General features: G+C 35.1%; 20 protein-coding genes and 1 pseudogene. 8 read left to right on the top strand and 13 right to left on the bottom strand.

Features of this window, described 5'->3' with window-relative positions:
- Positions 1-114 precede the first annotated feature (114 nt).
- Together OOK85_RS02635 and OOK85_RS02630 are read right to left on the bottom strand one after the other, a co-directional pair.
- Positions 115-243 (bottom strand): hypothetical protein, encoded by a 129-nt coding sequence (locus tag OOK85_RS02635; protein WP_264702676.1) that lies wholly within the window; start codon positions 241-243, stop codon positions 115-117.
- Positions 231-983 (bottom strand): IS5 family transposase, encoded by a 753-nt coding sequence (locus OOK85_RS02630; protein ID WP_264702789.1) that lies wholly within the window; start codon positions 981-983, stop codon positions 231-233. Before OOK85_RS02630 ends, OOK85_RS02635 begins: the two co-directional genes overlap by 13 nt.
- A 615-nt stretch (positions 984-1,598) precedes the next feature.
- On the opposite strand from OOK85_RS02630, the gene OOK85_RS02625 reads away from it, so the two are divergent.
- Complete coding sequence (locus OOK85_RS02625) at positions 1,599-2,549, top strand: IS481 family transposase (protein WP_264702189.1); 951 nt, start codon at positions 1,599-1,601, stop codon at positions 2,547-2,549.
- A gap of 17 nt (positions 2,550-2,566) precedes the next feature.
- On the opposite strand, the gene OOK85_RS02620 is transcribed toward OOK85_RS02625, so the two are convergent.
- The 4 genes and pseudogenes from OOK85_RS02620 to OOK85_RS02605 form a co-directional block, all read right to left on the bottom strand.
- A complete protein-coding gene (locus OOK85_RS02620) occupies positions 2,567-3,319 on the bottom strand; it encodes an IS5 family transposase (protein ID WP_264702789.1) in 753 nt (250 codons plus the stop codon).
- Between the two features lie 77 nt (positions 3,320-3,396).
- Positions 3,397-3,498 (bottom strand): annotated as a pseudogene (locus tag OOK85_RS02615) (transposase); the annotation flags it as partial.
- A 209-nt stretch (positions 3,499-3,707) separates the two neighbouring features.
- Complete coding sequence (locus OOK85_RS02610) at positions 3,708-4,637, bottom strand: AEC family transporter (RefSeq protein ID WP_264703866.1); 930 nt, start codon at positions 4,635-4,637, stop codon at positions 3,708-3,710.
- Positions 4,638-4,903: 266 nt separating this feature from the next.
- Positions 4,904-5,461 (bottom strand): acetyltransferase, encoded by a 558-nt coding sequence (locus OOK85_RS02605; protein WP_264703864.1) that lies wholly within the window; start codon positions 5,459-5,461, stop codon positions 4,904-4,906.
- A 16-nt stretch (positions 5,462-5,477) separates the two neighbouring features.
- Here OOK85_RS02605 and OOK85_RS02600 point away from each other — a divergent pair, with 16 nt between their 5' ends.
- Positions 5,478-6,647, top strand: coding sequence for a multidrug effflux MFS transporter (locus OOK85_RS02600; protein WP_264703862.1), 1,170 nt, complete (start codon positions 5,478-5,480; stop codon positions 6,645-6,647).
- A gap of 330 nt (positions 6,648-6,977) precedes the next feature.
- Here OOK85_RS02600 and OOK85_RS02595 read toward each other — a convergent pair whose 3' ends face one another.
- A complete protein-coding gene (locus OOK85_RS02595; RefSeq protein WP_264703860.1) occupies positions 6,978-7,691 on the bottom strand; it encodes a hypothetical protein in 714 nt (237 codons plus the stop codon).
- A gap of 200 nt (positions 7,692-7,891) precedes the next feature.
- The gene (gene prfA, locus OOK85_RS02590; RefSeq protein WP_264703858.1) at positions 7,892-8,971 is read right to left on the bottom strand and encodes a peptide chain release factor 1; all 1,080 of its coding nucleotides are present in this window, start codon (positions 8,969-8,971) and stop codon (positions 7,892-7,894) included.
- Between the two features lie 98 nt (positions 8,972-9,069).
- On the opposite strand from prfA, the gene yihA reads away from it, so the two are divergent.
- From yihA to OOK85_RS02570, 4 genes are all read left to right on the top strand, one after another.
- Positions 9,070-9,663: a ribosome biogenesis GTP-binding protein YihA/YsxC gene (gene yihA, locus OOK85_RS02585; RefSeq protein ID WP_010962460.1), complete on the top strand. Its 594-nt coding sequence runs from the start codon at positions 9,070-9,072 to the stop codon at positions 9,661-9,663.
- A gap of 4 nt (positions 9,664-9,667) precedes the next feature.
- The gene (argB, locus tag OOK85_RS02580; RefSeq protein ID WP_209473400.1) at positions 9,668-10,579 is read left to right on the top strand and encodes an acetylglutamate kinase; all 912 of its coding nucleotides are present in this window, start codon (positions 9,668-9,670) and stop codon (positions 10,577-10,579) included.
- Between the two features lie 421 nt (positions 10,580-11,000).
- Complete coding sequence (gene dut / locus OOK85_RS02575) at positions 11,001-11,462, top strand: dUTP diphosphatase (protein WP_264703854.1); 462 nt, start codon at positions 11,001-11,003, stop codon at positions 11,460-11,462.
- Between the two features lie 63 nt (positions 11,463-11,525).
- Positions 11,526-12,182, top strand: a complete 657-nt coding sequence (locus tag OOK85_RS02570; protein ID WP_264703852.1) for a hypothetical protein — start codon at positions 11,526-11,528, stop codon at positions 12,180-12,182.
- A 309-nt stretch (positions 12,183-12,491) separates the two neighbouring features.
- Here the strand turns inward: OOK85_RS02570 and nusB are convergent, their stop codons facing one another.
- Positions 12,492-12,974 (bottom strand): transcription antitermination factor NusB, encoded by a 483-nt coding sequence (gene nusB / locus OOK85_RS02565; RefSeq protein WP_264703851.1) that lies wholly within the window; start codon positions 12,972-12,974, stop codon positions 12,492-12,494.
- Positions 12,974-13,402 (bottom strand): 6,7-dimethyl-8-ribityllumazine synthase, encoded by a 429-nt coding sequence (locus OOK85_RS02560; protein ID WP_264703849.1) that lies wholly within the window; start codon positions 13,400-13,402, stop codon positions 12,974-12,976. The genes nusB and OOK85_RS02560 overlap by 1 nt, the downstream gene beginning before the upstream one ends.
- Positions 13,403-13,550: 148 nt before the next feature.
- Between OOK85_RS02560 and OOK85_RS02555 the strand changes: the two genes are divergently transcribed.
- Positions 13,551-13,952 carry an IS110 family transposase gene (locus OOK85_RS02555; protein ID WP_264703847.1) on the top strand — a complete coding sequence of 134 codons (402 nt, stop codon included), beginning with the start codon at positions 13,551-13,553 and terminating at the stop codon, positions 13,950-13,952.
- Positions 13,953-14,056: 104 nt separating this feature from the next.
- On the opposite strand, the gene OOK85_RS02550 is transcribed toward OOK85_RS02555, so the two are convergent.
- Together OOK85_RS02550 and OOK85_RS02545 are read right to left on the bottom strand one after the other, a co-directional pair.
- On the bottom strand, positions 14,057-14,809 hold the full coding sequence (locus OOK85_RS02550) for an IS5 family transposase (RefSeq protein WP_264702164.1): 753 nt from the start codon (positions 14,807-14,809) through the stop codon (positions 14,057-14,059).
- A 57-nt stretch (positions 14,810-14,866) separates the two neighbouring features.
- Positions 14,867-15,690 (bottom strand): IS630 family transposase gene (locus tag OOK85_RS02545; protein WP_264703844.1). Its coding sequence is split into 2 segments (ribosomal slippage): positions 14,867-15,366 and positions 15,366-15,690, totalling 825 coding nucleotides; the frame shifts between segments, so codons are not numbered across the junction.
- A gap of 48 nt (positions 15,691-15,738) precedes the next feature.
- Here OOK85_RS02545 and OOK85_RS02540 point away from each other — a divergent pair.
- Positions 15,739-16,371 (top strand): IS110 family RNA-guided transposase, encoded by a 633-nt coding sequence (locus OOK85_RS02540; protein ID WP_264703842.1) that lies wholly within the window; start codon positions 15,739-15,741, stop codon positions 16,369-16,371.
- A 274-nt stretch (positions 16,372-16,645) separates the two neighbouring features.
- Here the strand turns inward: OOK85_RS02540 and yidC are convergent, their stop codons facing one another.
- Positions 16,646-18,331, bottom strand: a complete 1,686-nt coding sequence (yidC, locus tag OOK85_RS02535) for a membrane protein insertase YidC (protein ID WP_264703840.1) — start codon at positions 18,329-18,331, stop codon at positions 16,646-16,648.
- Between the last annotated feature and the right edge of the window lie 1,117 nt (positions 18,332-19,448).

The following is a 19,448-nucleotide window of genomic DNA, read 5'->3' as shown; positions in this document are numbered from 1 at the left end:
GGGAGATGGGAAACATCTTAATCAGACCAGTCAAGTTCTAATTATCCACTTTCTCCGTACCTTTTGGTCTATGCGTTAACCAACCTTATTTCGCATATCGTTCGTTACGACAATTCAGGCATTGGTTCCTCTCGTAACCATATCTAACTCTGTTTGCAGGGATTCACTATAAGGTTTAGTGTTACCTGCTTTTATCTCATGCTTGCATCCTAGGCTCTGTGGACAAAATTTTAGAGAAGCCATACAAGAGCTCCAACAAAATTGAGAAAACCCATAAAAACCTCAGCAGTTTTATCAAATCTGGAAAAAATGCGCCTAAAATTTTTAATTTTACCAAAAAAACACTCAATCAAATGACGTTCTTTGTAGATATGCTCATCGTAATACCTTTGCACTTTTCGATTCCGTTTTGGCGGAATAACTACTGTACATCCCTTGTCTTCAAGACTTGTAACAAAGGCATTGCTATCGTAGCCCTTGTCAGCTACTACAGTAGAGTTATAGATACTTTCGGTCAACACTTGTGCCTGCGTAATTTCATTTCTTTGACCAGGAGTCAGAGTAAATTTAAGTGGATTTCCAAGTGCATCGACAATCGCATGTATTTTAGTTGTAAAGCCACCTTTGCTCCTCCCTAAAGCTTCTTGATCCTTGGAGTTTTTTGTATATCCAGATGAACATGGATGGCCTCGGATGATCGTACCGTCGATTATAGCAACTTCTAAATCAGGCTCTTGTTTAGTATATTCAAGCAATTTTTTCCAGACATCTCTTTCACACCATCTTTTAAATCGCTTATGTATACTCCTGTAATTACCATAAGTTTTTGGTAAAAGTCTCCATTGGCAACCACTTCGCACTATGTACCACACTGCCTCTATGAATATTCTTAAACGTTTTTCATCTTTGCTGTGCATTCCTTTTACGCTTTTTATGAACTCTAAAATTTGTTTCCAATTTTCCTCTTTGATGTAATATTGCATATGGTAGTTTCTCCATTTTTTACCTATTAGGCTAAACTACCATCTTTTTCTCTCTTTTCATATTTTTTGTCCACAGAGCCTAGAGAAGTCGTATTCATTCATACCTAACACTTAATGTTGGCTCATAACATATTAACCACTACTCACAACTTTACCTTCCAAATTACAGTGTCCACGTCAGCATATCCTAAACATTATTTTAGGCCTTGGCTTCTTAGACAATCCCTCATTATAGGTGCATACGGGTGGCTCCCTGCTTAAAGAATAAGAGCATCTATAATGTTACTCCGTTCCATGAAATTGTTTCATGTTAGACTTAGGTTCCAACTTTTTGCCGGGAGATGGGAAACATCTTAATCAGACCAGTCAAGTTCTAATTATCCACTTTCTCCGTACCTTTTGGTCTATGCGTTAACCAACCTTATTTCGCATATCGTTCGTTACGACAATTCAGGCATTGGTTCCTCTCGTAACCATATCTAACTCTGTTTGCAGGGATTCACTATAAGGTTTAGTGTTACCTGCTTTTATCTCATGCTTGCATCCTAGGTGTACAGTCCCAGAGTGTGATGGTATGATAAAATATGAGAAAAAAATACCATCAAAGGAGGAGTTATGGGACAAATATTACATGGGTGCGCCAAAACAACACAGACGATTCGTAGAGCAATACAAAATAGAAAAGAGAGCATAGCAAAACTCTCCAAGCATTATAACCTTAATCCAAAAACTATTATTAAGTGGAGAAAACGTTCATTTACGAAAGATGCTGATATGGGTCCAAAGCGTCCAAGATCGACTGTTTTAACGCTAGAAGAGGAAGCTATAATAGTTACATTTCGCAAGTATACACTACTGCCACTAGATGATTGCCTTTACGCTCTGCAGTCTACAATTCCGCATTTGACTCGCTCTAGCTTGCATCGTTGTTTACAAAGACACAACATTAGCAGATTACCAACTGTTGATGGAGAAGTTAAGTCAAAAAAGAAATTCAAACAATATCCTATCGGTTACTTTCATATTGATATTGCTGAAGTTAGAACTGAGGAGGGCAAATTACATTTGTTTGTTGCTATTGATAGGACATCCAAATTTACCTATGTTGAGTTGCGTAACAGTGCTACAAAACCCATAGCTGCTGAGTTCTTACGTAATTTGATTAGAATTTTACCGTATAAAATCCATACTATTTTGACAGATAACGGTATACAATTTACAAACCAGAAGCGTCATAAGTATGCTTTCCAACATATATTTGATAGAGTTTGCGAAGAGAATGTTATTGAACATCGTTTGACAAAAGTTAGCCATCCTTGGACGAATGGGCAAGTCGAGCGTATGAATAAAACTTTAAAGGATGCTACAGTTAAGAAGTATTACTATCAATCGCACCAGCAACTTAAAGAACACCTTTATAACTTTGTTATGGCTTATAATTATGCAAAGAGACTCAAAACTCTTAAGGGTCTTACTCCTTATGAATTTATATGTTATCAGTGGACACAGTCTCCAGAATTATTTATACTAAATCCACACCATCACACTCTGGGACCATACACCTAGGCTCTGTGGACAAAATTTTAGAGAAGCCATACAAGAGCTCCAACAAAATTGAGAAAACCCATAAAAACCTCAGCAGTTTTATCAAATCTGGAAAAAATGCGCCTAAAATTTTTAATTTTACCAAAAAAACACTCAATCAAATGACGTTCTTTGTAGATATGCTCATCGTAATACCTTTGCACTTTTCGATTCCGTTTTGGCGGAATAACTACTGTACATCCCTTGTCTTCAAGACTTGTAACAAAGGCATTGCTATCGTAGCCCTTGTCAGCTACTACAGTAGAGTTATAGATACTTTCGGTCAACACTTGTGCCTGCGTAATTTCATTTCTTTGACCAGGAGTCAGAGTAAATTTAAGTGGATTTCCAAGTGCATCGACAATCGCATGTATTTTAGTTGTAAAGCCACCTTTGCTCCTCCCTAAAGCTTCTTGATCCTTGGAGTTTTTTGTATATCCAGATGAACATGGATGGCCTCGGATGATCGTACCGTCGATTATAGCAACTTCTAAATCAGGCTCTTGTTTAGTATATTCAAGCAATTTTTTCCAGACATCTCTTTCACACCATCTTTTAAATCGCTTATGTATACTCCTGTAATTACCATAAGTTTTTGGTAAAAGTCTCCATTGGCAACCACTTCGCACTATGTACCACACTGCCTCTATGAATATTCTTAAACGTTTTTCATCTTTGCTGTGCATTCCTTTTACGCTTTTTATGAACTCTAAAATTTGTTTCCAATTTTCCTCTTTGATGTAATATTGCATATGGTAGTTTCTCCATTTTTTACCTATTAGGCTAAACTACCATCTTTTTCTCTCTTTTCATATTTTTTGTCCACAGAGCCTAGATCTTTTGCTATTTTTGTACTTGCTTGACCTGTTTCTTTAACCAGCTTAACAGCTTCTAATTTGAATTCTGCTGTATATTCTCTTCTATTTGTCATATTTTGAAAAAACGTTTTATTTTACTCCAAAAACGTCTTAACTTTCTCTCTACTTTTTCTGGGTAAGGTCAATTTACCGCCGCGGCGCTAACTAGTAGCGGGATGACGGGTTACCAAATTGTAGAAGTTGCTTTAGCTATAAATTCAAGTTTTATCAATGTCTTGTGTTGTTACCCAAATAATGGTTGTGCAAGCGCTTAATTTTTTGATCAAAAAGGAACAAGTTTAGTAAAAAATAATGATATTATTAGTGGAACATAAAACAGTCCCACTGCAGTACTGATTAAAAGCAACAGAGTAGCTTTATCTGGTTGACAATTCAAAATATTAGCAAGTATTATACTGGACCCAGAAACTGGAATAATAGCCAGCAACATCAGTGCTTTATATATGCTCTCATCGTATATACCTATAACATGCTTGTCTAAAAGGACAATTCCTAAAACAAACAGTGGCCAGAATACGTACTTTGCTGTAATAGTGATCAAAGCAAGCTTCCAATCTATTTTAAAGCTTGCAATATTCGCAATGCTCACTCCAAGTAGCACCATTCCTAATGTGACAAATGTACTTCTAATGTTCATCATAACATCTGTTAAAAAAGTAGGTATTTGTATATCGTATATACTTAAAAAGAAGCCCAGAACCATCGCATAAAGCGAAGGAAGTTTGAACAACTTTAATATGCATTCTTTTGCGGTATAAATACCATTTGCAGCTATGTAAAATCCTAAGCTGTTTTCAAATAGCGCCATTCCTATATAACAAACAACATATACAGATACTGAATCTTCATCAAATAAAGCCATGGCAATCGGCAGGCCAAAATAACCCATACTTGTGCTACCCGAGCTAAATGCTAATATGTTTCTCGTGTTATCCTTAAATAAAAAAGAAGAAAGATAATACACTGATAAGGACATAGTGCTACCTATAAACCATATCAAAATCGGCAGAGAAATTACTTTTAAATTAACTTCTGTATGAGAAACTCCATATAAAATCACTATTGGATTAGCTATATAAAAGAGTATTTGAGATATAGTGTTTCTATCAATTTTAAGACATTTTCCTGCTAAATAACCAATAAATATCGTAATATAAATAGGTAATATTTTTAGGAAAAGAGTAAAGAACATACTAGCCTATTGTGATACTTTTGACTGATAAAGTGATATTAGATCTTAAGGTATTGTAAAAGTAAACAAAATTTATTTTCCAATTTATCCAGCTCATAGTTAATTAAATTAGTGCCAAAATTTGTTTTTACATAGGACTTAAGAATGACATTTTTATGATAAAATTATGTTAAGTTTCTATAAAGCTTCTTGCATATTTTTGAATAATGACATATTTACTAAAAATTAAACTGCTTGTAGCAATTTAGACGGGCTGTTAAAAACACTCATCTTGCATGGTTCTCAGGAATTCTTGCCTTAATCATTAAAATCGTACCATTGCTTTCCCTAATTTTTTTAAAGCCAACTTTTTCATAAACACGGATTGCACGAACATTCGCTGTATCTGGGTCGACAAAGGCATTCTCATAAACTTTAAAGACAAATTCGTTTAAAAATATATTCAAAGCTTGTGGACCAATGCTTTTGCCCACATAATCCAGCTCTCCGATATACCAGTCTATAGCAGCACAGCTTTCTGGAAGCTCAGAAGTATCGTAGCCCTGCTCAGGTGGAAAATCATGTTTGTTATAGTATTGAATATAACCAATATCAACTCCGTCACAATTAACAATGAATGCATACATTGGTTTTTCAATAATTTGTGTCTCAAGTTTCAAACGTTTGAATCCTTTAACGTAGTTGTCATATTTTTCTTTAATTAACTCTGGTGTCCAATGAATATCCTGATCCCACCACTTCTTTACATGAGGTGTTTCTAACCATTTTAATAACAGTAAAAAATGTTCTTCTTTCAACGCTTTAAATGTGATATTTTTATTCATTAATTGAAAATCTCAAATGTTACTACCATTTCTGTTAATCCTGTCTCTAATTGCCAAGTTCATTGAAATTGACATTTCCGTACCTAGTTTTCCTGATATGGTGCGCTATTTTAACGTATCAGAAGGAACAATTCAATTAACTATTGCTTATAATTTTTTAGGCTTTTGCATAGGAGGGTTGTTTTTCGGTCCATTGTCTGAATGCTATGGCAGAAGGAGAATTATGATCATAGGTAACACTTTGTTATTAATCGGCGCTGTTGGTTGTGTTTTTGCACCGTCGATTTTTTGGCTTTTAATCTCTCGCTTTGTTCAGGGCATTGGTGTCAGCACATCTGTAGTTGTGTTTGCAATCGTTGCAGACAGCTATAAAGGTGACGAAGCGGTGAAATTTATTGGAATCATGAATTCTGTTCTAACAGTTGTCATGGCAATTGCGCCAGTGTTAGGCAGTTTCATCAATGAAATTGTAGGATGGCGTGGTAATTATGCAACTGTTGCAATACTTTGTTTGATCTCTTGGGTTTTGCTGCTTTTAGCGTTACCAGAAACAAAAAAGGACCGCGATATTTTCAGTTTGAAAAAAACGATGAAAGATTACAGAAAACTACTATCTAATCCGAGGTTTGTTACGTTGTCTTTGATGTCAAGCCTCTTTTCTGCCGCTTATATTTCATTCATTACTTGTGGACCTTTTCTGTATATGAAGACTTTTGGTTTATCTAGCACTATTTATGCACTACATCAAGGTGCAATAGTTGGGTGCTTCTCACTCATTAGTCTATTTGCTGGCAAAATCTTGCAGAAACTTGGAGCAATAAAGTGTGTAATTTCTGGTACGAGCGTGGGTGCTATTGGGTCTCTATTGCTTGTAATATTCAGTATAATTGTACCCCACTCTTTCTACTTAGTAACACTGTCTATGATTATTTTTTCTATCGGTTGTGCAATTTGCCAGCCAGTAATTTTTAATGCATCAATAAATGTTTTCCCTGAAATTAAAGGCACAGCTTCTTCTTCAGTCTCGTTCATTAGAGCTTTTATCATGGCTATTTTTATCGGCTTAACAAGCTACGTTTACAATGGTCAGGCAATCAGTGTAGCTGTTCTTGTTTTATCCGCGATAGTACTAGAACTTGTTTTTACTGCCTATTTATTGTTTTCAAGGTCTGGAGAAGATCTATAATTATTGGTATATAGATCTTCTCATTTTCAGTTATTATTATAATATGCGTTGGCGCTTTGCTGCTGGTTCTATGCGTATTCCTTCCAACTCATCTAGTCTATCAAACTTTTCTAATATTGAGAGTTGAAGACTACTTGATGGCTGCTCTCCATTCACCCAGGAAATCAATTCACCGCATGATTGATTCTCCAAATCGACGATACAATTGCCCATAAGAGTAGATTTTGGAACGACGCTTCTGGGATTCAACCCATATTGATCAGCTGTCTCCTCTAACGGAGCAGAATTTGAAAGGAAATTTATTGAATTATTTAACGTTGAAAATTCATCCTAAAAAGATCTCTTTCTTTTTTGCGCTAACGATTCATTACCTAAACTGTCTGTATTGGAGTTTTCGGTTCTTAGCTTGCTTGAACCCTCTTTATTGTTTGAGTAAAAATTCCTTGGGATAAACCGAACTCTGGCCGTTACCTTTGTTTCTAAATATACCTTATAGTCTTCTTTTTGCTGAGAATCTAATTCATTAGATAGAGTTTTAAATAAAGCAAGTTTATGACCAGAGATATTTCTCAATACACTGAACGCAAAACCTTGATTCTTTTCGAGTAGATCATGAAATGTACTAACAGCCTCCTGTTCTTCCATTGCATTCAGTATGCTAAATATAGCGCTAGGGCTTTTTTGCTTTTCTATAACATGTTTTATATATTCTTCTTTGTATTGATTTAACCGACCAAACAGAGCTTTAAATAAAATAGTAGAATAATGGCCAGCAATACTACTGAGTACCTTGAATACAAAACCTTGATTATTTTTGAGTAGATCATAAAATATGTCAACAGCTTGATCTTTTGCCACTACTATCTGTATAAAAGACATAGCTCTAGCATGACCATTCAGTGTTGTTATGTTAAGGTAACACTGTTTATGGTAGTTACTGAGGCTATTAAACGTCTCTCTAAATTTGTTTGTTTGATTGCGATGTGCTAAATAGTTCAATTCTCGAATTACTTCACTGCTTATATCATTAGGACTATTATGCATTTCTTTACTGCTATTATTAGTTAGTACATAAATACTATACTATTATTTATCAAGAAATCAATAGAAATATTAAAAAAAAATAGATTAGTCTTAGCATTCAGTATTAGGGGGTTTGAAATCTCTGTGAAAAGAACTACAAGCAGAGTACGTGTATAAGCCTGTTTTGATTAAAAAACAATTGCAGAATTGTTTAATCAATTTTAACTTTCCCCCGCTAGCCTTTCTGCTTCATTACGTGAGATTAATGCCTCAATAAATTCATCTAGTTCACCTTCTTTTATAATCTGCTCTAGCCGATGTGAAGTTAGATTAATTCTATGATCTGTGATTCTTGATTGCGGAAAGTTATATGTTCTTATGCGTTCGGAACGATCTCCAGAGCCAATCTGACTTTTTCTCATTGTTGACCTTTCCATTTCTTTTTTTTGTCTTTCAATTTCGTATAGCCTTGCCCTCAATACTTTGAGCGCTTTAGCTTTATTTTTGTGCTGCGATTTTTCATCTTGCTGTATTACAACTATCCCTGTTGGCAAGTGGGTGACCCTTACTGCGCTGTCAGTTGTATTCACTGATTGCCCTCCAGGACCACTGGATCTATAAACATCTATTCGTAAGTCTTTTTCTTCTATTTTAAAGTCAACTTCTTCTACTTCAGGTAATATCGCAACAGTAGCTGCAGAGGTATGCAACCTTCCTGAGGATTCAGTTTCTGGCACTCTCTGTACTCTGTGCACCCCTGATTCAAATTTCAACCTTGCAAAAACTTCTGTTCCATTAATGAGTGCAGAAGCTTCCTTATAGCCACCTATACCTGTATTAGAAATGCTTATTGGCTCGAACTTCCAATTTCTTCTTTCTGCATATTTTTGATACATACGAAATAACATTGCTGCAAATAATGCTGCTTCTTCTCCGCCTGTGCCTGCTCTGATTTCTAATATTGCATTTCTTGAGTCATCTTCATCTTTGGGCAATAATGCTAACTTTAATTTTGCTTTTATTTTTGGTAATAATACCTTGTGCTTTTCGAAGAATTCTTCTTTTGCTAACTCTTTTATATCACCTTCGCTGTTTTCATCTTTTATTATTTCTTCTAAGTCTGAAATTTCCTCTTTCAGCGTGTTATATTCATCAATTATCTTGATTATTGGCCTGAGCTCAGAGTATTCCTTTGAAAGGGTAATGAATTCTTTTTGACTTAAATTGGTAGGATTTTCCAAATTCCTCTCTATATCATTAAATTTTTTCTTTAAGTCTTGTAAATTATTTTCCATATCCATATAGCACAGATCTAGCTAAGTAATATATACTGAAATAAAAAATTTCTTATATCAAGCAATAACACTATAATATACCTACTACCTTCTAGTTGAATATAATGGCAAAACAGATAACATCAAACTGCAATTTCATATTTGGAGCTTCGGACATAAAATCATTACCAAATGAGTCGGCTCCAGAGATTGCATTTGCTGGTAGATCAAATGTAGGAAAATCCAGTCTGATCAACTTACTGATAAACAGCAAAAAAGCTGCCAGAGTTTCCTCTAAACCTGGATGCACTAGACAAATAAATTTTTACTCTATGTACGATGATAAGTTCAGACTTGTTGATCTACCAGGGTATGGCTACTCTCATGCAGGCAAGGAGGAAATTATACAATATTTAAACTTAATTGAGTATTATCTAATTCAAAGAGAAAATCTAAGAAGAGTGTTTGTGTTGATAGATAGCAAGGTAGGATTAAAAGAAATAGACAAAGACTTCATTTATTGGTTAATATATAATAACATTAACTTTAACATTGTGCTAACAAAAATAGATAAAGTAAGTCAAAAAAGCTTAGGTGCTGTTATAGAAGATATTCAAAAATGGATTAATAATGAGAATGTGTCAATTCATCAAATGAGCATCCGTGTTAAGCATAAAATAACCAAGGTAAGAGATGAGTTTTTCAAGTTTACAAGATAAAAAAATGAAGAGTAGTGAATTTTTAAAGGGTGAGGTATCATTTGAACAAAAAGCAGAAATATTACTTGAAGTGCTATCTAACATACCTAGCTTTGTAGGCGAGACTTTTGTCATTAAATGCGGTGGTACAATAATCTTAGATGAAACACTATTTAATACTTTTGTGCATAATGTTGTCTTGTTGAAGCAGCTTGGTATAAATCCGGTAATAATTCATGACGGAGAATATGAAATTAACTCAGTGTTAAAAATGCTGGATATGAACAGTAAGTTTGTGAATGGTATCAGACTTACAGACAAAGACACTATGAAAATCATTGAAATGGCACTGTGTGGTTCAGTTAATAAAAAAATTGTTCAGTATATAAATTCTGCTGGTGGTTCAGCTATTGGATTATGTGGAAAAGATGGTAACTTAATTAAAGCCGAAAAAATAACCGCTACGCTTAGAGAAGATAGATCAAATAATATCGAAAAGATATTAGACATGGGGTTCATCGGTAGACCCACTGAAATCAATCCTGATATATTATTTTTTATTGAAGAATCAGATTTTATACCAGTTATTGCACCAATTGGTCATGGAAAAGATGGGGAAACATATCATATTGATGCCGATAGCACTGCAAGCGCAATCGCAATCGCAGTTTCTGCATCTAAAATGATAATCTTGAGTGACACAGATGAAGAAATAGATAAAATTGGTGGCAGGAAGATATCTGTTAAAAATTTAAATGCATCGATTGATTGTGGGAAAATTAAAGGGGAAAAATTTATTGAAAGGCTTATGGCATACGTTAAAATGGCGGAGGAATGTGCTGGAGTTGTTCACATAGTTGATGGTAGAATACCTAACATTATGCTTGATTTATTTACTGAGAGTAATTCAAGCATATCGATTGTGAGTGATTTATAGCTATACTGCTTGCAACTACACGAATACCAAGAGGGTGTCATTCAAGTAGCTGACACTGGAATGACAGCAATCTACGTCATACCGTGATTCATTCGCGGTATCTCTAGATCCCGCTAACAAGTAGCGGGATGACGGTTGTCAGGGTGTCATCTCAGCGCCCTTATGATGTCATCCCAGTGCCCAGACACTGGGATCCAGAAGACTTAATTTCAACCAAGTGGCTGCATAATAAGGACTAGATTCCAGACTGGAATGACATCATAGGGGCACTGGGATGACAAAAAAAGGAGCACTGACTTGTCAAGGAATTTTATGGCCTAGCGTCACGCGCTGGAATGACATCATTTACGATGTAACATTTATCACTTTTGCAGATACAATTTACATGCTATAATTGAGTCTTCATAGATGGTAAATTGGAGTGCAAAGAAGTAAAATTAAAGTAGAAATAAAAAGATTATCACACGGAGAAGACTTGTCTCTTCCATGTTATGCAACTACGCAGAGTGCTGGCATGGATCTTTATGCTGCATTGAATGATTCTGCTGTTTTAAATCCACTTGAAAGATTACTTGTTCCAACTGGAATTGTGATTGCAATACCAAACGGTTTTGAGGGGCAAATCCGCCCACGTTCTGGTCTTGCTGCAAAACATGGAATCACTGTCTTAAATTCTCCGGGCACTATAGACTCTGATTATCGAGGTGAAGTTAAAATTTGTCTAATTAATCTAAGTAATCAGCCATACGAAATAAAAAGAGGAGATAGAATCGCACAAATCCTTATTTTTCCTGTATCTCAGGTAATTTGGGATGACAGAGAAGAGTTCTGCACAGAAGAAACCGGTCGCAATGCAGGGGGCTTTGGCTCAAGCGGCAAGTAGCTTACGAAAAAGCTTGACTATGACAGTTTTTTTATTTAAGCATATTAATATTTGAGGTCGTTTATGCTAACTTTCAAAAATCACTGTGGTCAATTCCACAAAACAAATACTGCACTTGTTGCACTTACTTCTTTGTATGTCATAGGCGCAGCAGTAGCACTTTCAGCACCATATTGGGTGTCTTCAACTTGCACGCTTGCTCCACTTGCAGCTTTTGCAGCTACACCACTTGGAATCGGTATATTAGCAATTGTTGCTGTTGCACTGGTTAGTTCAGCAATGTACGCTATCAGCAAAAACAATGAAATATCTGAGTTGAGAGCTCCGAAGATTGTTGTTAATAACGATAGAAAAAACGGTGAAGAAACAGCATTGCTAGTAACAGAAGACACATTTAAGGAAATGGCAAGGAATAACCAAGTTAAAGATGAAGAAGGTAAGGTAGAAAAGGGTAAATATTATATAGCCTTCAGCTTAGAAGGCAAGAACTACCGTATTATTGTTGATATTAATCAGCTTACCAATACGCTAGGCAATACTTTACTCTTCAAGATAGGTTCACTAAAAGAGAAAAACGATGAAGGTAAGTTCGAGGCAGTAAATGAAACAAAGTGGAATAAAACATTAGGTTTAGACAAAGATGGTGCTAAAGAGGTTAACACTTATTTAGGCCAACTTATTTCTGTTGAACAAGTTGCTTCTCAACAACAGACAGTATAGCCAAGTGAAATAAAAGAGGTAGATTAAGTCTGCCTCTTTGTTTTTTTAGTGTCGGTTACTCAAATTCATTATGGGAATGTATCCGTTCAGCAGAGTGGCAAAGTAGGTAGGCAAGATAAACTAAAAAATCAAGAAAAAGTGAGTGTACAACAAATGGTGTCATGCAAGTAGCTGACACTGGTTCACTTTATGATGGTGTCATCCCAGTGCTCCCTTTCTTGTCATCCCAGTGCTTGACACTGGGATCTGGTAGACAATGTTCATACAGCAGCTACTCGGATGACACCCTGTGTTTGCTGGCTATAATTGCTAAGGATTTTTATTTAATTTAACTGCATCTTTTGCCTTATCCAATAACCCATTAATAAAGCCAATTTCGCTTGGTTTATCAAGTAAATCAGATGCAATGTTAGTATATTCATTAATGACAACTGGAACTGGCGTATCGCAATTAATCAACTCACATATTGCAACACGCAAAATAGATAAGCTTATAAGATTTAACCGTGAAAGGGACCAGCTTGGGTGTAAGTAAGACTCTATTATTTTATCATATTCTTCACTGCTTTTTATAACCTTATATAACAAGTTTTCTAAGAACTGATGTTCAAATTCTTCACATTCAAATATATCTCTCAACTTACTTATGTAGTCCTTAAGCTCACAATTTTCCAGTTTAAAAGTGCTTTTGTTGTAACCTACGAAAATATTTGAATAAGCAATTTGTACAGCAAGAAATCTTGCCGTGCTTCTTTTTATGCGCCACTTTTTATCTACTGGTTTTTCCTCCATTATTTTAATTTATTGTGTAAATCTATCATACGCAAAACAGTTGAGGCTGCATGGCCACCAACGTTCTTTTTGTTTTTGTCAGCTCTAACTAGTGCTTTATCTTTGCTGTTAGCGGTAATTACGCCCATACCAAGGGGCATTGCATAATGCATAATAACTTCATTTAAGCCTTCGATTACTCCTTTACAAACATATTGATAGTGATCGGTTTCACCGCGAATCACGCACCCAAGAGCTAAATAACCGTCATAATTAGCATTCTTGCTTTTGACTGCAAAAAGAATTGTAGCTGGTATCTCAAATGCACCAGGAACTTCAATTATCTCATAATCAACATTATTTCCTTTTAATTTATCAATTGCACCCTCAAGCAAAAGGTTCGCTATTTCAGTATAATAAATTGAATTAACTATTAGTATTTTCGACATTCACTACCACTTTTTTCGTTAAAAACAACATACTGTAATTGCTGTTGAATGATGGAGAGACATACTCCATTATTTTAGCACGAAGTAACGAATTCAGTAGAATAAGTTCTTCAAAAACAATTTAAACTTTTACAGTAGGAGTAGTCTCATGAAATATTATAGCGGATTAGATGTCTCACTCAAAGAAACTTTTATCAGTATCGTTGATGAGAAAGGAAAAATTGTTAAAGAAGAAGTTGTTGCAAGCGAGAGTGACGCAATAGCTAAGTGCCTGCTTGACCAAGACAAAAGATATGAAGTGATAGGGATAGAAAGTGGACAGCTATCAATATCAATGTGCAAAGAATTAAGGAGTTTTGGATTACCGGTAGTTTGTGTAGATGCAAGGGATATGGCAGCAGCATTATCTGCAAGGATCAATAAGAATGACAAAAATGATGCAAGAGGTATAGCACAAATGATGAGAGTTGGGCTATACAAAGAAGTGTTAGTAAAATCAGATGAATCTTGCCAAATTAAAGTAGCACTTGGAAGTAGAAGGCAGTTATAGCTCTTTTCATAATAGTCCGGAAAGTTCATAGAAAAGCAGAATCAACAGCATGACGAAAAGATGTGAATAGAGGAATGTTTTTCCTAGGCTCTGTGGACAAAATTTTAGAGAAGCCATACAAGAGCTCCAACAAAATTGAGAAAACCCATAAAAACCTCAGCAGTTTTATCAAATCTGGAAAAAATGCGCCTAAAATTTTTAATTTTACCAAAAAAACACTCAATCAAATGACGTTCTTTGTAGATATGCTCATCGTAATACCTTTGCACTTTTCGATTCCGTTTTGGCGGAATAACTACTGTACATCCCTTGTCTTCAAGACTTGTAACAAAGGCATTGCTATCGTAGCCCTTGTCAGCTACTACAGTAGAGTTATAGATACTTTCGGTCAACACTTGTGCCTGCGTAATTTCATTTCTTTGACCAGGAGTCAGAGTAAATTTAAGTGGATTTCCAAGTGCATCGACAAGCGCATGTATTTTAGTTGTAAAGCCACCTTTGCTCCTCCCTAAAGCTTCTTGATCCTTGGAGTTTTTTGTATATCCAGATGAACATGGATGGCCTCGGATGATCGTACCGTCGATTATAGCAACTTCTAAATCAGGCTCTTGTTTAGTATATTCAAGCAATTTTTTCCAGACATCTCTTTCACACCATCTTTTAAATCGCTTATGTATACTCCTGTAATTACCATAAGTTTTTGGTAAAAGTCTCCATTGGCAACCACTTCGCACTATGTACCACACTGCCTCTATGAATATTCTTAAACGTTTTTCATCTTTGCTGTGCATTCCTTTTACGCTTTTTATGAACTCTAAAATTTGTTTCCAATTTTCCTCTTTGATGTAATATTGCATATGGTAGTTTCTCCATTTTTTACCTATTAGGCTAAACTACCATCTTTTTCTCTCTTTTCATATTTTTTGTCCACAGAGCCTAGCTCTGTTTTTTATAGCAAACCAATGATGCTCAATTTTGTTAAAATCGGGAGAATAAGGCGGTAGATATAAAATTTCTGCACCAACTCCTTTAGCAAGTTCAGTAATCTTATTAGACTTATGAAAAGTAGCATTATCAAGGATAACAGTTTGTCCAGGTTCCAAAATCGGTGTTAGGAACTGCTCAAACCATTTATTAAAGATATCCATATTACAGTGGCCTTCAAATGTTAACGGAACAACTATTTTTCTGCCGTTTAAGGCTGCAATCATACTGATTCGTTGAATTTTTTTACCAGATTTTAGAGCATAAAACCGCTGTCCTTTCTGAGAATATCCATAGGGATAGTCTTCGGTATTATCAATACCAGATTCATCTATATATACTAAGTTTTGAGGTTCTTTTGTTGCTATAATTTTCAAAAATTCAGCACGTTTTTCTTCATTCCTTTCTTTGTATCCATATGTCTTTTTTTGCGTGTGAGTCCAATTTTTTTAAGAGCTCGATGAATCGTTGGGATACTAACATTACTCCAAAGCTTAGCCATTTCCGATAGAGTTTTTCCACCATGTTTTTTGGCAAATTCAGTAAATTTATTCCAGTCGGTAATTTTGTGATTATAACCTCCATTTCCAAGTTTTTTCGACTGAAAATCTCCTGTTTCTTTTTTTCTTTGCTGCCACTCCCATAATGTAGTTCTTCCAATTTTAAATCTTGCTGCTACCGTTTCTCTGCTTTCCCCTTCGTCTAGCACTTCCATTGCTTTTTTTCTTAAATCATAACTATATGCTGCTGGCATACTTACCTTCACTACTATAAACTCTTATTTTAACCCGTTTGGACCATTATGAAAAGAGCTATAATATGCAGCAAACAGCAAATTGTTGGAACAATAAGAGGGTTATTGAAGATACATGGAATAAAGCTCGGTAAAAGATCAAAATTTGAAACTTTTGCTTTAAGAATACAAGAGACAATAAATAATGTGGATGAAATCAGTAGGAGTTCAATTGAAGCATTACTACATAGCTTAAAAACAATAGAAGAATCAATAAGAAAACTTGACAAAATACTTTCAGAGCAAGGCAGAAAAGATGAGGACTGTAAATTATTAACTACGGTCCCAGGAGTTGGTGTTATAGTAGCAATGACATATAAAGCTGCAATAGATGATCCATATAGGTTTGAAACATCTTATACAGTTGGAGCTTATATGGGGTTGAGCCCAAGACAGTACGCTTCTGGAGAAGTTGACCGACATGGTAGTATATCAAAAATGGGTCCCATGGAATGTAGAAGTATGTTATATGAAGCTGCACAAGTCTTACTTACAATCAGTAGGAAAAATTTTAAGTTGAGAAGCTGGGGATTGAAGCTTGCAAAGAAAAAAGGGATGAAAAAAGCAATTGTAGCAGTAGCAAGAAAATTAGCTGTAATTATGCATAGAATGTTAGTCAATAAAACAGAATTTTGTTATTAGAAAATGTAGGAGGAGCATGAAACAATAATTTTACTCAAGGTAGTAATGCCGATGGAAGGGATAAGCAAGATTATAGAGTGAAGCTTAGACTTCGTAAACAACATGTTGCCGTCCACTTCCTCCTAACAAGTATAATGCGGCTTGGCTAAAATACAGACTAGCCATATCAGACCGCGGAGAGAACCATGGAAGCTTGCTACTTTAATCTATGTAAAATTATTAAAGATTATGGAGGAAATATGCTATTTTGATTTGTATAAAAATTATTGTTGACTCATGTGCAATTAGAGAACTTTATTAATGATTGTTGAATTAGAGTTATAATATTACTAAATATCCAATATATTACCAGACCGGCAGGAAAAGAAGAAAAAATAAAGACAGAAATGTAAGGTAAAAACTTCATAACATTTACTTGAATATCATCTTTACTGGTTTGATCTTTCTCACTTAGCTTCTGCTGGATTATCATAGTAATACCAAAAACTATAGGCAAAATGCCTATAGAAATAGGGAAATTGTAATTAAACAACCCAAATAATGTAAAGATGTTCGTTGGGTCAGGAGCTGAAAGATCCTTAATCCATAAAAAAAAAGGAGCATGCCTCATCTCTATAGTAACAAATAACACTTTATATAGAGCAAAAAGTACCGGTGTTTGTATTAGCGCAGGAAAGATGTTTGATATTAGACTTACATTATTTTTCTTGTATAATGCAGTTATTTCCTTACTCTGCTTTAAACTATCACTTTTATACAGCTCTTTTATACGAGTTACTTCAGGCTGCAGGCTTTTTACCTTAAGCATCGAAATATATGATCTAGTAGATAAGGGAAGCATCAAAAGTTTGATTACTAAAGTCAGCAATAATATTGCTAAGCCAAAATTCTTTAAAACGAAGTTAAAGTATTCAAGCAGTAAAAACACTGGTTTAGTTATAAAGTAAAGAACACCAAAATCTACAGCTTTATCAAATAAAGGTATATTGAGAGTATCCTTATAAGAATCCAGTAAATTCAACTTTTTTGCTCCAGCAAAAAAATAATTCACATTAGAAACGCTTGCACCAGGAAGTATGCTCTTGTAAGGTTTGACAAAATCTACTTGGAATTTATCAGTATTATTAACGTTTGTGTGTTTAATGCTTACATTTATTTTATCGGATTTCTCAGGTATGATGGCTGTAAGCCAGTATTTATCAGCAAAACCAAACCAATTTTTTTCACTCGTGCTTGCTTTTACTAAATGTTTTTTGGAAATATCCTTATATGTCCACTCCTCTAGTTTATTATCAAATGCACCCAGTACTCCTTCATGGGATATCCAATAAGATTCGTTGATATTGTCACGTTTACGGTTAATTTTACCATAAGGAACCAAAACTACATTATCTTTTGTGTTATTTTCAACAATCTGCTCAATTTTAAACATGTAGTTATCGTCAAGGCTAATTTTCATTTTAAACACAATGCCATTCTCATTGTCCCAAAATAAATTAACTACTTTTTGATTAGTCAGTTCAGCCCCATCAGCTTGCCAGACTGTCTTAGAATCTGGAACTTTAATTTTGTTATTCGGATCGAGCCACCCAAATTCTGCGAAATATATATCTTTTGATTCTGCGGGTGACAGTAACACCACTTGTGGAGAAGAAGAACTCGGTTCTAAGTGGTAATTAGTTAAAATTAAGTCATCAAACCTTGCACCTTTCAGAGAAATTGATCCTTTAATCATGTTATTGGTTAAACTAACCCTCTGTTCTCGAGTAGAATTAATAATTTCAGAACGATTTTGGTGTATTATAGGAGCAAGGTCGTTAAAAGATTCGATGTGTTCAATATTTTCAATCAATGGCTGATTTTGGTTTGCACTAAAAAAATTATCATAAATAATACGCCAAGATACCATGATCAACATGGAAAGGATAGCTGCTAAAATTAAACTTTTTGCTTCTGACATGAAATTAAATCAAACATATCTTCTTAAAGTGTATACTAAATATTGTACTAAAACAATGAAATTTACTTATTTTTAATAATAACTTTTAACGCTGATCTTAAAAATTTATTGTAATGGCTTCAAATTTTAACGATAAACTGCTCTTTTTAACCCAAGTAGCTGACACTGGTTCTTTTTTTCTAGATTCCAGTGTCACGTGCACAATTGTACAAACGTTTGTTTTCGAAGACAGTGTGTTAAATGTTATAGCCGGTTTTACCTCAAGTACAAAGGTGTCATCCCAGTGCTTGACACTGGGATCCAGCAAAATTGATTGTGCACTATACAACATTTTCGATGAAATTATCAGAAAACTGGATTCCAGTGTCAAGCACTGGAATGACACCACCTGCCACCTGCAAATTGCAATGTTCGTACAGTTGGTGCGACCCGAAAGTCGTGATTTTGTGATGGTTAAATTCCATCTTCCCTAGACATCGGGGATAATGTATGTCTCACATTTTAGAGAGTGGCAACCTCTAGGATGCAAGCATGAGATAAAAGCAGGTAACACTAAACCTTATAGTGAATCCCTGCAAACAGAGTTAGATATGGTTACGAGAGGAACCAATGCCTGAATTGTCGTAACGAACGATATGCGAAATAAGGTTGGTTAACGCATAGACCAAAAGGTACGGAGAAAGTGGATAATTAGAACTTGACTGGTCTGATTAAGATGTTTCCCATCTCCCGGCAAAAAGTTGGAACCTAAGTCTAACATGAAACAATTTCATGGAACGGAGTAACATTATAGATGCTCTTATTCTTTAAGCAGGGAGCCACCCGTATGCACCTATAATGAGGGATTGTCTAAGAAGCCAAGGCCTAAAATAATGTTTAGGATATGCTGACGTGGACACTGTAATTTGGAAGGTAAAGTTGTGAGTAGTGGTTAATATGTTATGAGCCAACATTAAGTGTTAGGTATGAATGAATACGACTTCTCTAGTAATATAGAGAATGCTGTATTTAAGCTATAAAAACAAATTTACCAAGCTTTGAAATGTTAATTACATGGAGAAGTATGTATGACAAACACCAAGTTAGAGAGAAGCCGGATGTGGTGAAAGTCACAAGT

Source organism: Wolbachia endosymbiont (group A) of Volucella inflata, assembly GCF_947250665.1.
GTDB lineage: Bacteria > Pseudomonadota > Alphaproteobacteria > Rickettsiales > Anaplasmataceae > Wolbachia > Wolbachia pipientis.
This window is presented reverse-complemented; position numbering and strand designations above follow the sequence as displayed.